This window comes from Sediminicoccus sp. KRV36 (assembly GCF_023243115.1).
GTDB lineage: Bacteria > Pseudomonadota > Alphaproteobacteria > Acetobacterales > Acetobacteraceae > Roseococcus.
Map to the genome: position 1 here is coordinate 854,686 of NZ_CP085081.1, position 14,823 is coordinate 869,508.

General features: G+C 67.8%; 1 protein-coding gene (only partly in view). It reads right to left on the minus strand.

The whole window is internal to an Ig-like domain-containing protein gene (locus LHU95_RS03845) on the minus strand: the coding sequence, 53,529 nt in all, runs 24,567 nt past the left edge and 14,139 nt past the right edge, and what appears here is coding positions 14,140-28,962, spanning codon 4,714 (complete) through codon 9,654 (complete); the first complete codon in reading order (the gene reads right to left) occupies positions 14,821 to 14,823. Both codon boundaries (start and stop) fall beyond the window edges.

The following is a 14,823-nucleotide window of genomic DNA, read 5'->3' on the forward strand; positions in this document are numbered from 1 at the left end:
TTGCGCCGGAACCTGGCTCGCCGTCACGGTCCAGGCAGTGTTGGCCAGTGCGGCCGTCAGCTGGATCATCAGATCCGCGATCGAGCTGTTGCCGACGGTATCCGCCGCGCGCAGCGTGACCGTGCCGGCGATCTGGAAGCTGATCAGGTCCACCGCCAGGTTGAAGCTGGCGTCGCCGGTCAGCCTGCCATCCGCCGAGATGGGCCAGCCGGCCGACGCCAGCTGGTGGATGTCGGCGGGTGCCAGGATATCGATGCGGCCGGGCGCGTCGAGCGAGACGACGCTGTTGGCGCGGCTGGTCGAGACGCTCGCCGAGCCATACAGCACCATGCCGCGGCCCGTGTAGGGCGAGCCGACACTCTGCGCACGGTCGTCCACCCCGCCGATCAGATGGACGTCCTTGCCGGCGGCGATATCGGTGCCGATGATCAGCTGGCGCCCGGCCGTGGCGGTGATGGTGCTGTCCACATCGTAGCGCTGCACGTCGCGGCCGATGATGCGGCCGAGCGCGTCGCGCACCTGCACCACGCGGCCGCCGCTCAGCAGCAGACCCTGGATATTCACGTCCTGCACGCCGGACAGCGTGATGGTGCCGGCCTCGCGCACGCTGCCATCCGCGTTGCGCGTGCCCTGCACGACGACCTCGGTCGCCGCATGCACCAGCAGGCCGGTGCCCGAGATGTCGCTGCCTCCCGCGGCGTCAATCAGCCGGCTGGCATAGAGCCTGCCGCCGGTCTCGATCGGCTGTCCGGCCTGGTTGACCGCATGGCCGCCGAGATAGGCCTGCAACGTCGCTGTGATGCGGATGTCGCTGTCGCGCCCCGACCAGACCACATCCTCGGACACCAGGTTGCCGGCCAGGTCGAAGACCTGGCTCAACTGCCCGCCGCTGATGACGCTGCCGATGGTTTCCAGCCGCGCGCCGCTCTCGATCAGGACGGTGCTGCCGGCCCCACCGAAGCCAAGCCCCGCCGCGGCGATGCCGCCCGCGGTGCCGATCCGCACGCCCAGCAGCCCGTCATCCGGGCCGGCGGAATTGCCGAGGACGGTGATGTCGCCGCTGGCGTTCAGGCCGGATTCCAGCTGCACCTGCTGGCCAGCGACCACCAGGATGCTGGCGCCACCATCGCCATCGGCATCCCGCGCGTAGATCGTCCCATTGGCGCCGGCGATGCCGCCCGCGGTAAGGACGCCCATGACGTCCACATCCTCGGCGCCCTTCACGACGATGGTGCTGCCGACATCCAGTGTGCGGATGGAGCTGAGATCCGCGATGTAGACGCTGCTGCCATGCTGGTCGGTGCGCCGGCCGGGGCCTTGCAGCGCGTCGCCGGTCAGGCCCAGCCCGCCATACAGCGCAATGGCCTCGCTGACCTGCAACGCGCTTTCGACATAGAGGAAGCTGTTGGATTGCAGCGTCAGCGTCACATCGGCGCCGAGGACGTTGATGTTGCCGCGAGTGATGACGTCCTGGTCGGATCTCAGCACCAGGCTGCGGTTGTCGCCGAGGCTGGTGATGGTGCCCGTCTGCAGCATGCCGTAGCCGGTATTGTGGTCCACCAGGTAATTCCTGGGGCTCACGCGGGCGATGTTCTGGAAGTAGGCGGTCTTGTTGAAGATGGCGTATTTGGTCTTGCCGCCGTTCAGCGGGTCACCGAAGGCCGCACCATCGTATTTCTGCGCGCCGGAGTTGAAGGTCATGGCGCCGGAGCCGTAGATCGCCCCACCCAGCAGCATCTCGTTCACCGCAGTCAGCGTCACGGTGCCGTTGCTGCCGGAAATGGATGGGATGATGCCTGTCACCGCGACACCGGCGCGGATGGCGCTGCCCGGATTGACCGAGATCGCATCGGCACTGGTGAGGTTCAGCACCGAATTCGCGCCAAGCCCACGGATGTCGCTGTTCTCCAGCACCAGCAGCGGCCCGCCGGCATTGACGTCGAGCCGGCCGTTCGTGCCACCCACGTCGATGACGCCAGCCGATTCGATTGCGTGGCTGGTGGTGATGACGATGTGGCCGCGGTCGTCGCGCGTCGAGATGAGGCCGACACTGTCGAGGATCAGGCTCGCGCCGCCGTCATAGGGCGTGATGAGATAGGCATCGGCCTGCGGGTCCCCGGTGACGGTGATCGTCACCGCATCCAGCCCCTTCACCCAGCCGGTGATCTGCGCCTGCTCGGCGACGTTCAGCGTGATCGTGCGGCCTGAGATGCCGCTGTCCGGCAGCCCGGCCGGAACCTTGATGTTGGCGCTGGCGATATTCAGCAGCCGCGTAAATATGGTGATGGTGTCTGCCGGCGCCTGTACGTTGCCGCGCACATCCATGATGTCCGAATACAGCGTGACCGTGTCGCGGAAGGCCGCAACACGTGAATCGGTGGAACGCAGCGTGTCCGGGAAGAACTTCAGGTAGTCGGAATTCTGCACGTCGCCGAACAGCATCGTGTTGCCGGCATCGGCGCGGCCGATCTTCAGATGCGCGAAGCCATCCGCCAGCGCCGCCAGGTCACGGCTGGAGAAATAGAAGCCGGGCGTGCTCTGGAAGAAGCTGTCTTCCTCATAATCCAGGCCGGACTGGTACTCGGCCGCCGTGCCCATGATGTAGGCCCAGGCCAGCTGATGCGCCTGAAGGGTCAGAATGCCGGTGCCGATGACCTGCGACGGACCGCTGCGGAAGTTGATGTTGTCGGCGGTGATCGTGATGTTCTTGCTGGCCTCGAGCGTCTGCACACGGCCGCTGTCGAGGCTGAGCAGCGACCCGCGCGCGTTCAGGTCCAGATTGAGAACGCCATGCGAAACCTCGACGGCAACCCCGGTGCGCCGGCCGGTCAGCAGCGAAAGCCAGTCGCTCGGCGCCGTGGCCAGCCATTTGACGCCGCTCTCCCAGTTGGAATCGGTCACGCTGCCGCCGATCACGAAGCCCGGGTTCTCCGGGCTGGTCAGCGCGCGTTCCTCCTCCAGCGTCAGGCTGGTCGCTTCCTGAATATAGATATCGCCGCGGCCATGGCTGGCGGTCGCGAGCGTCACGCTGCCGAGCGCGGTGATGATCGGCTGTGCCGCGGTGCCGATGGCGTTCTTCACCCGCACCAGCATGTAGGAGGCTTCGCCGGCGATGCGGTTGTTGCCGGCGTTGACCAGGCTGCCATCGGCCGCCTGCAGCCGCAGCCAGCCATTGCCGCCGATATCGCCGCCGCCGCCACCCGAGCCGGCAGCGACGATCAGGTCACCGCCGTTCAGCCTGATATCGGCCTTGTCGCCATAGGTGCGCAGGTCAATGAAACCATTGTCCAGCGCGACCAGGCTGTGCTTCACATCGAGCGTCTTGATGGTCTGGACTGTGACATTGAGCGCGGCCATATCGGCCTTGCCGGTCACGCTGCGGCCCACTGCCATGAAGCCCGTGCTGCTGAGCAGCGACGCAGCACCGGATGTCAGACCATCATAGACCACGTCACCACCGAAGGTGAGCACGCCGGTTGCGTCGTAGCTGGCGCCCTTGCCCTTGAGCGTGACGCGATCCACGCCCGAACCGGCGGTGTTGTAGTTGATGATCTCACGCCCGTTGGTGATGATGTTGGTGCCGAACAGCACGGTCGCGGAGCTGCGGGTCTGTTCGAGCACGGTCTCGTCGAACTCGCCCTCGTCATCATTGATGGCGAGGGTGCCGATAGGCTGCGTCCCGCCGGGGTCGCCCAGCGTCACGCGATACTTGTCGTTGCCGCCGACATCGCCGATTTCGACGCGCCAGGAGGGGAAATCCTTCGCGAAGAGGGTGTCGTCGCCCTTGCCGAGCTTGACGCTGATCACCTGGACACCTGAGGCCCGCAGTTCGAAGCCTTTGGAGGTGCCGGAAACGCCCGACTGCGCCATCGTCACCGACGCCGCCTGCGTCATGTCGGAGAAGTCGAAGTTGCTGCCGCCAAGGCTGTCCGAGACGTTGTTGTTGCCGAAGCTGTCGTCGAAGGCATAGGTGTCGGCGCCAAGCCCGCCCTTCAGGGCATTGGTGCCGGCGCCGCCGTTCAGCCGGTCATTGCCGCTGCCGCCCGTGAGCGTGTCATTGCCGGCACCGCCCAGCATCGTGGCGTCGCCGCTGGCGGCGGTGATCTTGTCATTCCCAGCGCCGCCCTTCAGCAACCAACTGCCGGACTTCAGCGAGGCCCCGACCTTGCTTTCGTCAACATAGATCAGGTCGTCGCCGCCGCCGCCATCCAGCGTGCCGCCGCCCTTGCCGCCGATCAGCGTATCCTTGCCAGCCCCGGCCTTGGCCAGGACCTTCACGTCCAGCAGGCGGGAGGCATCCAGCAGGTTGTTGCCTTCGCCCAGGTCAACCACCACCGAGGTCACGCCGCTGAAGGTCTTGTAGTAGCGGTCGAACTCGACACTGACCGTGCCGCCCTTGCCATAGAGCGTGAAGGCTTCGTCACTGTCCGCGGTGTTGAAATACAGCCGCTTGGATGCGAGCGCGCCGGCGTTGAGGGTCAGGACGCCGCCTTCCTGCTTCGCCAGCACCGGCTCGATATTCGGGGCCAGGATGTCGAGGTTGAAGAGGTGGATGCGGAAGATTTCCTCTTCGACGATCCTCTCGTCGAAGAGGTCAACGAAGATGTCGCCAACGAAATCGGCACCCATATGGATGTCGAACAGGTTCTTGAAGCCGCCATCCTCGTAGTTGTAGAGGGTGACGATCTCGCTGCCGCGCACCTTGCCGTCGGACTTGAAGGTGGAGTTGGTGACATAGCCCAGATCGTCCTTGGTCAGGATCGGGAAGGCGATGTCGTGCAGGTGGAGGTTGGTGAAGAATTCGATGCCGGCTTGCAGCCCGCCGGAGATAGGACCGATAGCCACCCCGGCGTTCAGGCTGACCTCCGCGGTAATCTTGACCTGCGGCTTCTCGACGCCGCCCGTGCCCGGCACGATCTTGCCCTTGGCGAAGGTCGGCAGCGTCACATTGTACATGAAGAAGCCGTCGAGCACGTCCACCGGATCACTCGACGCGATGGCCTTGCGGATGCCGAAGGTGTCGAAGCCCACCGCCAGATCGGCGAAGGCGCTGAATTTGGCCCGGGCACCCAGAATGAAGTCCAGCGGCGGGAGGATCGGTATTGCCACCTTGAAGCCGGTGACGACCTCCTTGCCCAGCAACGGAAATTCATAGCTGAACAGGGTCGCGTCGCCGCCCGTCAGCAGCTGCTTCCAGTTGTTGATGTCCTTGACGTATTCGAGGAACTTGAAGCCGCTGCGCGGCGCGCCGCCCTTGGGCTGGCTGCTTTTCGGCGCGATCAGCTTGGCAGCGACGTCGTTCAGCGCGTTGGTCAGGCCCGGCGGCAGATCTATGCCGGCCAGCTTGGAGATCGAGCCGGCCGGGTCGGCCGCGTATTTCAGATACTGGTCCGGGATTCCCTGCGCCCGCATCGCCGCTTCGCGGTCCGCCGTGCTCCTGTAGGCGGGGTCCTCCAGGATCGCGAGCGCCTTTTCGGCCATGTCGGCGTCGAGGCCCTCGGCGGAGACCTTGCCGCTGCCGAAGCCACTCAGGTCGCCAAGCAGGATCTCGCCGGTATCCGACCAGCTCTTCACCATGTCCGGCAGCTTCAGGACGAAGGTCACCGCATCGAAGAACTCTTTCGGGATCTCCTTCTGGCCGCGCAGCTTGAGGAAGGCGTTGATCAGGCCGAGCGGGTTGGGCTCCACGCCAAGCTCGCGCAGGAAGCCGAGGCCCTCGATCTCGGCGGTGAGGAACTCCACGAAGGGCTTCACCGGATCAAGCAGATCCGCCATCTTCTGCGTGATCGGCAGCAGCAGGTTCTGCACCAGCGAGCCGATGTCAACGCGCAGGTTCTCGAGCGAGACGGTCGGCGCAACGACCTTCTGGTTCAGCGCCCAGCTCCAGCCGAGCACCAGATCCGCCTTCAGCGTCGGCACGCCAGGGATGGCGGGCGCATCCAGCTTCAGCGCAAGGTGGACATCGGCATTGGCGACAAAGCTGGCCGCGACCTTCAGCTTGGAGAAGGCCATGCGCCCGCGGCTGTCGCCGAGCAGATCGAGGCCCAGCGTGGCGTTGACACCGCTCGGCTTGAAGGCTGCCCCGGCGGCACCGATGCCGCTGTCCTTCACCTCGGCCTGGAAGAACAGCACCGTACCCGTGGCGGAGAAGGGCGAGGTATTGCCTGCGTCCTTCGGCGACCCGTCCAGCGTCGCCGTCGCAACCAGCCGGACCTCGGGTGTCTTGTCCAGATTGGTGACGAGGTAGACGCCGTCCGCCGCGCTGATGCCGAAGCCGAAGTCAACGGCCCAGGCGACGCCGAGCTTGAAGCCGCCATTGACCTGCAGGGTGAAGCCCGGGATGTCGAGGCTGAGCGGTATGTCGATGCCGGTGGCGAGCAGCGTCTTGCCCATCGGTGCGCTGAACTGCACCGCATCCGCGCCAACGGGTGGCGTGCCACCAAGTGCCCAGACGCCAAGCTCGCGCCCGCTGCGGTCGAACCAACGCACCGAGACATCATCGATGGTGATGCGGCTGTCGCGGTTCGCATCCAGCAGGATATTCGCCTTGCCGGGGCCGAAAAGGTCATAGAGCGTCTGCTGGATGACGCCGATGACGCCGCCATTGGACGACAGCTTCGCGCGCAGGTCGCCCAGCAGGTCGACGCGGATGTCCTGGATGAAGTTGCCGGTTTCCGCCAGCTTGCTGCCGATCAGCGGAATGGACTGCGAAAGGTTGTCGCTCAGCTCGTCCTGGATGAAGCCGAGCACGTTATCAATCCCGTCGATGATCCGTGACGGGTCGTTCAGCATGCCGAGAACCGAGAAGTCCTGCTCGAATTGCGTCAGCAGGCCGCGCACATCCGGGACGGTGATGTTCAGCACGCGGGCAGCGGCCGCCTTGCCCGCCGCCGCGTCCATCAGCGCCTTGAGGCCGCCGGCGCCGGTCGCGATGGTCAGGGCGCCGACCGATCTGTTGCCGATGCCGGAGACGTTGACGTCCAGCGGCAGATTGGCGCCGAAGGCGCCAGAGACCTGGTAACCCACATTGTCGGCCAACCGGTCGCGGCCGAGGATGAACACGCCGTCATTCGCGCTGCCGGACAGGGTTGGCGCCAGCTTCAGCGTGAGCGTGGCGTAGTCGTTGGTCGAGGCGATGCCGTCGCGGTCCAAGGCCACCCAGCCGCCCTTGGCGCCGATATCCACCGGGCCGGCCTGGAAGTTCAGGTTCAGGTTCTGCCCGTTCACCTGCAGCCCGAGCACGAGGCGAGTGCCGGAGGCCTGCTCGGGTGCCACGCTGACGCTGCGGGTCACCGCCACGTCACGGAACAGCTGGACCTTGGTCAGGTCCGCGACGCTGAGTTGCGCGCCGGCATAGAGATTGACCTGCAGCTTCAGGTCGGTGGCCAGCCGCGAGGCCAGCGCCAGGATGTTGCTCTGGCGCAGCCCGAGCAGCTTCCCAGCACCTTCCTCCGCATCGATGTTGCCGGCTTCCGTCGTCGCGTTGGTGAAGCTGTCCACGGTGGCGGTGATGGCGGTGACGCCGGTGCCGGCCGTGGCCAAAACGCTGCGGAACTCCTGCAGCAGCCTGGCATACTGGTCGTTGGTGACCCTGCTGCTGTTCTGCGCGAAGCCCATCGCGCCGAAGGCGGCCATGGCCGTGGTCACCGCCTGGGTCGGGTTGTAGTCGTAGAGGAAGGCCTGCGGCTTGCCGCTCACCAGGCGAAGCCCGGCCTCGACCTGGAGGCTTGCCAGCGCGGAGAGCGCGACATTGCCGGTGGCGCCGGGGTTGATCACGTCGGTCAGCGAGGAGATGAAGTCGAGCCCATCGGTGCCGCCGCCAGCCAGGGCGGCAAGGCTGGTCAGGTCCAGGTTGAAGCCGAAACGCTGCGACAGGACCTTGGTCAGGTTGAAATGGATCTTCAGCGCTTCGCCATCCAGCGAGAGCGAGAAGGCCTGCTGGCTCGCCGGCAGGTTGTTGTTGTCCTGGATGCCCAGCGCTTTCTCGACCACCGCCTCGACCGCGCTGATCACGCCGGCGGGATTGTTGGCCGCGTCGTCCAGCTGCGCGAGAAGGCTGTCCACGAAGGGGAAGATCTCGGCGAGCGAACTGCCGACCACCGGGATCTCGGTGTTGTAGAAAGGCTGGGTGGAGAGCGCATTGCCCACCGCCTCGATGCCCTGCCGCACCGCGCCGACGACGTCGGCGAAGCTCATCTTGCTGAAGCTGAAGGCGGCGCCGAGGTCGGGCAGCACCAGGACGATGCTGTTGGCATTCACCGCGCCGGTCTTCAGCAAGGCTGCGTAGTCCGGCAGCAGCGAAGGATTCTGGTTGACCACCTTCACCACGCCCGGATTGAACGGGTCCAGCATCCGGATTTCGATCAGCGCATTCGGCGCCATCGGGATGCTGGAGCCGATGCCGGGGTTGACCTTCAGGCCGCGCAGCGTCGCATAGGCCTCGCCCGTCAGCGCGAACTGGACTGCCGAGCCGGTGATATCGGCGAACTGGAACTGCCGGTCCGACAGCGCGGTGGAGCCGGCCTTGCGGTTGAGCGAGATCGTGGCATCGGCCGACACATGCACCGTGGACCCGGTGCCGGCGCCGCCGATGGTGGCGCCCAGGAAGCCGAGTTGCACGCCGACCGTGAGATCGCTCGCATCGAGCGCGAGCACGCCCTGAAGCTTCACGTCCTGGATGCCCAGCGTCAGCTGGTTCTGGCGCAACTGATAGGCGCCGGACAGGCTGGCGGTGGCGGCCTTGTCCAGCGTCACGGCATGGGCGTTGACGAGGCCGGTCACGGTGAACCGGCTGGTGCCGATCTGCAGCTGCATGCCCAGCATGCTGGCGTCGAAGGTGAAGTTCGTATCGCTGAACAGCCTGGTGCCGGCCGCGATGCCGCCGGTATTGCCGACCAGGCTGCGGCCGTCGAGGTCCACGAAGAAGCTCAGATTGCCGGCGACATGGCCCGTCAGCCGGGCGGTCGCAGTGGTGCTCAGCGCAACGCCGTCCACCCCCATGTCCAGCTGGAGCGGCAGGTCGATCGGCGTCAGGTCGTCGCGGAAGGCGAGCGGCACGACGAAGGCGCGCTGCACCGGGTCAAAACTGATCTGCAGGCCGGGCGGCAGGACGCCCGCATTGTTCACCGCGATGATGAACTCCTGCAGCGTGGTGATCTGCTCCCGCGGCAGGTGGATGGTGGCTTGCACGCCCTTCAGCCCAACCGGCGGCGTGCCGGACAGCACCAGCGTATTGCCGTCCAGCACCTGCTTGACGGTGTAGGTGCCGATGATCCGCGTGACGCCGCTGACGGTGGTCGAGAGGGTCACCTGGGCCGTGCCCAGCGCGGCCGCGGTGAAGCCGCCGAGCGGATTGACCAGCACGATTTCCTGCTGACCGCTGATGGAGGCGGTGGCGGTGCTGACAGAAGCCAGCGTCAGCAGCGTCACCATCGGCTTCAGGAAATCGATCTTGTCGTAGACGTTTTCCTGGAAGCCGGTGGCGAAATCGAGCGCCTGGTTCAGCGTGCTGGCGACGAAGGGGATCGAGGTGGCGAAGTTGTCGCCCGCCGTGATGTCCTCCAACGCGCCGACGAAGGCTGGGAACATGGTGATCAGGTCGATCACCGACATGTTCTTGAAGTCGGCCAGCTTGTCGAAGTTGCTGGTGGTGATGGTCACGGCCTTGCCCAGGAGCGGGCTGGCGGCAAGCACCATGGTCGGCACCGCACTGCCGGAAAGGTCGAGCCCCGCCAGCTTGGCATAGACCGGCAGCGTGGCGGTCACGCTGTCCGTCGTGGTGGTATAGCCCAGCACGCCGCCGGCCCCCTGCACGACGTTGCCGGCAAGCTTCACCTGAAGGCTGCCGGTCTGCCTGGACGGGTCGCCCAGGTTGACGGCCAGCGGGCCGATGGCGGCGCCGAGGGCGATGTTGCTGATCGCCGCCGTGGCCTCGAAGGCCAGGGTATCCAGCTTGAAGCTGGCGGTGGCGTTCCGCCAGTCCACCGAAAGGCGGAAGCCCACGCGGGCCTCTGCCGCGAGCGTCAGCCGCAGGTCGGAATCCAGCGTCAGGCCCAGCTCGGTGGCGGCGGTGCCCAGGTCCAGCCTGGTGCTGGTGCTGGCCCGCAGCGTGTCCTGGAACACGAGATCGAGGCCCGTGCTGGTCATCGAGATCGCGAGGCCGTCGGTGCCGACGCCAGGCAGCGTCGGCAGCCAGTTCGCCTTCAGGCTGTCGATCAGCCCCGTCAGGCTGGGCGGCGTCATCTCGGGCAGCGTGGGGTCGGCGCTGAAGCTCTGGGTTCCCACCTTGTCGCCCAGGGTCACGCCGACGATCAGCCCGACAGGCGTCTCGGTCAGATTTGCGGCGGTGACGATGCTCGCCCAGCTGTTGAAGCCCTCCTGGATCACGCCCGGCGCCAGCACGACCTTGCTGCCATTGGCCATCACCGCGGTCCAGGCCAGCTCGGCGCCGGCGAACTGGGTGGTCACCTTGATCCCGGCACCCTCGGGCTTCGTCACGTCGGGCCCGGGGTCGAGCAGCACCAGCACGGCGTTGTCCGCCAGATACTGCTTCACGAAGCCGCCGATGCCGAACAGCTTGTCGAGCGAGAGCAGCTGCGTGATCGAGACATTGACCACCGGCAGGGTCTTGGCCAGCGCGTTGAGGTTGGTCTGGGTGCCGCGGTCGTCGAAAGTTGGCGTGATATCGGCCCGCAGCTCGTCGAGCGTATTGCTGGCGGTGATCATGGCCGCGCCGAGCGCCCCGGCCAGCTGCGCGTTCAGTTCGCCGAGGTTGAAGCGCGGCGGCAGCAGGGCGGCGCCGAACTTCACCGCAACAGGCTGCGACGCCACCTGCAGGGTCTGGTCTATCGCCCGGCCCAGCGTATTGGCCTCGATCATCACCTGCCCGCTGAGCGGCAGCTGGAGCGTGGAGCTGAGGCTGACCGTCGCAGCACCCTGCAAGGCATAGCCCGCGGTGCCATCGGCCTTCTTCGCCGCCAGCAGGGCCAGGCGGCCGCCGGACAGCGTGGCGCCCACCCCGTTGACGCCGACCGTCGCCGTGACATTGCTGGCGGCGATGCTGACCTGCTCGGCGCCGGCCACGACGCTGCGCGTGATGGTGAGGTTGCCGGTCAGGGTTGCCAGCGAAGCCAGCGTCAAGGCAGCCTGCCCGCTCAGCACCATGTCGTTGCCACTGCCGAAGCTGGCGGCGAGGCGACCAGAGAGACTGACCTGGTCGAGCCCGGTCAAAGTGACATCGCCACTGACCGAGCCGCTGCGCTGCCCCCCGGCGCCGAAGCCGAGGCTACCGCCGACATTGGCCAGGGCGAGCTCAATCCCGACGGCCTTGAGCACCAGCCTGGCGCCGGCCACGTCCAGCTGCCAGCCGCCGTCGGTCAGCCGCGACAGCTGCAATGCGCCGCTGAGCTGCGTGGCGCCGAGGTCGATGCTGCCGGTGGCGGTGAACCGCGTCAGCGGGACCGCGGCGGCGATGTTCAGCGCCACATCCTTGCTGACGCTGATGCGCGCCGGCGCGGCCGACCAGTTGATGACCGCCGCATTCGCCGCTGCCGCGACATTGCTGGCCGAAGCGAGCGCCTGGTTGAGTTGCAGCACCCCGCCGGCCAGCTGGCTGAGATTGTAACCCGCGAGGGTGGCACTCCCGACCGTGGCGGTGCCGGACATCCAGCGGCGCTTGCTGCCGGTGGTTTCCGAGTTGACCAGCAGCGCCAGCTGCACCCCGGCCATGACCAGGCCGAGGCCATCGGTGCCGTTCCCGACCCGCAGCGCGAGACCCATGCCGGTCAGGACCAGCTGGTCCACCGTGGCGGCGGTCGCATCGCTGAGGCTCACCTGCTGGTTCTTGACCAGCCCGATCGAAAGCGCGCCCTCGGCGCTGAGCACGCCGGCGATGCTGGCCTTCATCTGGCCGCGCAGCCGGGTCTCCCCATCCAGCAGGCTCAGGTCGTAGCGGCCGGAGCCATTCGCCACTGAGGTGTCGAGGTCGGCACCCCAGCGATTGAGCGCGACCTGCAGCCGTTCGGCGGTGACCTGCACCGCCCCGCCGGCGTCGAAGGCGACATTGCCATCGGCCTGCACGGCATGGCGCGAGGTGACGCTGCCATCGGCGGCCTGGATGGAGCGCAGCACCACGGCGCCTGCGCCATGGGTCAGCGTGGCCGGCAGCTGACCGCCGAGGCTCAGGCTGCCCTGCACGGCCGAAAGGCCGATCTGCACGTCGGTGACCGTGCCGCCGGCCTGCGCGTGCTGCTCAACCCGCAGCGTCAGCCCGCCGGAGACGGTGCCGAGGTCGGCAATGGTGATGCTGCCCTGGGTGACGACCAATTCCCGCAGCCGCAGCCCGTCGCCGAAGCTGACCCGCACCGGGGTGGTGGCGATACCGCTCGGCACCTCGATCGAGACGGCGCGCCCCAGCGTGTTGACCTGGACCAGGGCGGCGGCGGTCATCGAGACACCGGTGAAGCCGGTCAGGGACGCCGTGCCGCTGGCGTTCAGCGCGTAGCCGGTGCTGCCCGTACTGTCGCGCGAGATCACCAGGCCCAGGCTGCCATTGGTGAGACGCACCCCGGCGTTGGCGGAGCCGAAATCCCCGGTGACGCCAGTGGCGCCGATCAGCAGGTAGCTTGGCGGCTGCACCACCGCGCGCGAGAGGCCGAACACCACGCCCGGCAGCGCCTGGCCGGCCAGGGCGCCGCTGCCGTTTAGCGTGAAGGACCCTGGCGCGCCGGCCACCGCCTGCACCGCCACATTCCCGACCCCGATGCCCGGCAGTTGTTCGAGCGCGGCCTGCAATGCGGCGCGCTGCGCTTCCGCGCCCAAGCTGCCGAAGCCGAGGCTGCCCAAGCCGAGGCTGCTGGCCCAGTCGGTGGCGCTCGCCGCGCGCAGCCGCACCGTATCGGCCAGCTTGCCGTCGGCGAGACGCAAGTCGATGGTCTGCACCGCCGCCACGCGCAGCACCGGGATATCGGCGCCGGCGCGCGCACCGATGAAGCTGATGTCGTATTTGCCGGCGCCAGCCTGGACCACCGCAACATTGCCAGCGCCGATGCCGGCCAGCGCTTCGAGCGCGGCCTGCACCACGGCGGCACTGCTGTCGGCCGCCAGCGCGGCGGTGCCGGCCCCGGCGAAGCCCAGCGCAAAGGGGCCGGTGCCGCTGAGTTCCAGGCGCTGGACGGCGGAGGTGGTGGCGCCGGCCTGCACCAGCGTCAGGGCCGCAGCCGGCGCCCGCACCGGCGTCAGCGTGGCCTCCAGCAACGGAATCGCCACGCCGAGCGCAGCACCGCCGAAGGCGATCCGCCATTGCCGCGCCGAAGCGTCGAGCGTGACCGCCACGGTGCCGCCGAGGGCGCCGAAGCTCTTGCCCGCCGGGTTGGTGGCGGCCTGCAAGGCGGCCTGCACCTGCTCCACGGCGGCATGCGCATCGAAGGCAGCGGTCATGAAGGCCTGACCCTGGAAGGAGAACTCCAGCTGCAGCTTGCCCTGCACCCCCGCCGGGATCAGGTCCATCCGCTGCACCGCGCCGGTGGCGGTGCCGCCGGCCTTGGTCGGCAGCAGCGTATAGACGACATCCCGCCCCGTGCCGGTGACGCTGAGCGTCAGCGTCCCCAGCGCCGCCGCCGTCGGCGCGAGCGAGATGGCATAGCCCTGCGTCATCAGCCCGGTGCTGGTGTCGCGCGTCACCGCCGCATTGCCGCGGCCAAGCATGCTGTCCAGCGCCGCCTGGATCGCCGCTTTCTGGGCGGTCGGGTCATGCAGGAAGCGCACCTCGGCCGACCGGCCGCCGAGCGAGAGCGTGAACTTGTTGGTGGTCGTGTTGGGCTTGGCGGTCTGGACCTCGAGCCGCAGATAGGTGGCGCCGGCAGCGGCCGCGATCGCCTGCTGTTCCAGATAGGTGCTGCCCATGCTGGCGGTGGACGGGTCGGCGGGCGGCAGCATGGTGGGCAGCGGCACGGCCTGGCCATCCAGCGCGCCGATCAGGCGAAGGCTGAAGCCTTGCTCCCGCCCGCCGCTGACCTCGACATTGCCGGCGCCGTACAGCGCCACCAGGCCCGTCTGCAGCGCCGCGGCCAGTTGGGCATCGCTGCGGGGCGTGCCGCCCAGCCGCGTATCCACCGTCACGCTCGCGCTGCCGGCGGTGAAGACGTAAGCGCCTTCGCGGAACCGGCTGCCATCCGCGCTGGCGCCGGTCAGCAGGAACAGGGTCTGCGTCCGCGCCCCGCCCTGGGTGGTGACGAAGACGCTGCCGCCGCTGCCCTGCTGCGCCGCCACGCTCACCACGGGCGCAACCACTTCCGCCACGCCCTGCTGCGTGACGGCGACGTTGCCGGTGAGCGAGGCGAAGCCCGCGACCGCCACGGTCGCGAGGCCGGCGATCTGCATGTTGCCGGCGCTGTCGAACTGCGTGGCCAGCGTGCCGCTCAGCGTCAGGCCCGCAACCCCGGTCAGCGAGGCGGTGCCGCTGACGCTGCCGGAGCGCTGGCCATTGGCGCCGAGAGTGAGCGTGCCGGTGCCATTGCTGAGCCTGACCTCGGCCCCCTCGGCCGCCACGCTGGCCAGGCCGTTGCTGACCGCGATGGTCCAGCTGCGCGCGGTGCCGGCCTGGGTGAGCGCGATATCAAGGTCGCCGCCGAGGCTGACCGACCCGAAATCCAGGCTGCCGGAGAGCGCCACGCGCAGCGTTGCCGCGTTGAAGCCGATCGAGAGCGGCGCGGCGGTGCCGACCGCGATGGCCAGTGGCGCGCCGCTCCAGTCCAGCGCCGCGCCGGCATTGGCCAGCGCATCGCCCGCGGTGCCGAGCGCGCGGTTGATCTCCAGCCGCGAGCC